This is a genomic window from Acidisphaera rubrifaciens HS-AP3 (genome assembly GCF_000964365.1).
Lineage (GTDB): Bacteria > Pseudomonadota > Alphaproteobacteria > Acetobacterales > Acetobacteraceae > Acidisphaera > Acidisphaera rubrifaciens.
Genome location: NZ_BANB01000849.1, coordinates 1 through 1,449 on the forward strand (window position 1 = coordinate 1; position 1,449 = coordinate 1,449).

Consider the following 1,449-nt stretch of genomic DNA (forward strand, 5'->3'; position numbering starts at 1 on the left):
GCCGGCCGCGGCGGGGCTGTGGCACGGGCGCGCGGCAGCGGGCGATCGACTTCCTTAAGCAGGCCGCCCACCCCCATGCGCGACACCGCGGCGGCGTCCACCGGCTGTCCCGCGAACAGCCGCGCCAGCACCCAGTCGATGCCGTTCATCTTCGGGCTGCGCGCGCAGCCCGGTAGCACCAGCGCCGGCCGCGCGCCGATATGGCCGAGGCAGATCAGGTTGCCGGGGTCCACCGGCATGCCGAAATGGTCGATCGTCCCGCCGGCCCGGACGATGCCCGCCGGACCCACGTCGCGCCGGTCCACGACGGCCGAGGCGCCGGCGACCAGCAGCACCTCCGCGCCGTCGGCCATCAGCGACGCGAGCGCCTCGGCGATCGGTCCCTCGGCGTGCGGGCGGACCAGCGCCGGCAGCATCCGACCCGTCAGCCCGCGCACCCGCGCGTCGGTCGCCGCGATCGTGTTCTCGATCACGCTCGCCTTCATGCCGGGCAGTTCCGTGACCACCAGCCCGACCGTCAGCGCGCGGAAGGGATGCAGCGCGAGGGGCGAGGGGCCGTCGCGGGCGATCCGCTCCGCCCGGTCGAGCACGGCGCCGGGGACGGCAAACGGGATCACCTTGACCGTCGCCACCACGTCGCGCGGCATCACCACGGCGCAGTCGGGCAGGGTGCCCACCGTCAGGCTTTCGTCGAGGCCGTTCAGCCGGTCGATCATCCCGGCATCGACGCGCAGCAATCCCGCCGCCTGCGCGACGAGGTTGACGCGCCCGGTCGCCGCCCGGCTCTGGCCGATGCGCGGGCCCAAGAGGGGGGCGGCGAAGCGGGCAGCGGCTTCATCCTCGGCCACGTCGTCGGGCTCAAGCGTCGCGGCGATGACGGTCGCGATCTCGGCCTCGCGCAGGGCGCCGATGGCGGCCTCGTCCAGGATCTGCCCCTTGCGGAGCACGCGGGCCGGCAGGCGGTGCGTGTGCGCGAGGATCGCGCCCCGCGCGTCGGCGAGCGGGATCTCGCCGAACTTCACGCGGCGTGCGGCTGGGCCGCCGGCAGCAGGGGGGCGGCGCCGCGCCGTGTCGCCACGATCTGCGCCGCGATCGACAGCGCGATCTCCGGCGCGCTGACGGCGGCGATGTCGAGGCCGACCGGACCGTGGATGCGCGCCATCGCCGCGTCGTCGTGCCCAAGGTCGCGCAGCCGCTTAAGCCGCGCCCCGTGCGTCTTCCGCGAGCCGAGGGCGCCGATATAGAAGGCGTCCGACCGCAGCGCGCGGTCCAGCGCGGGGTCGTCCAGCTTCGGATCATGGGTGAGCGTGACGATGGCCGTCCGCCCGTCCGGGCGCAGGTCGTCCAGCGCCTCGTCCGGCCAGTCCGTCCGGACGGCGACGCCGGGGAAGCGCGCGTCGGTCGCGAAGCTGCGCCGCGGGTCGATCACGGTGACGGCGTAGCCAAGCT

The 1,449-nt window shown here is 75.2% G+C and carries 2 protein-coding genes; both read right to left on the reverse strand.

Annotation, left to right across the window (positions count from 1 at the left end; genetic code table 11):
- A partial coding sequence (locus B8460_RS18440; RefSeq protein ID WP_048863086.1) for a molybdopterin-binding protein occupies positions 1–1,022 on the reverse strand: 1,022 nt, incomplete at its 3' end.
- A partial coding sequence (locus B8460_RS18445) for an XdhC family protein (RefSeq protein WP_048863087.1) occupies positions 1,019–1,449 on the reverse strand: 431 nt, incomplete at its 5' end. The genes B8460_RS18440 and B8460_RS18445, both read right to left, overlap by 4 nt.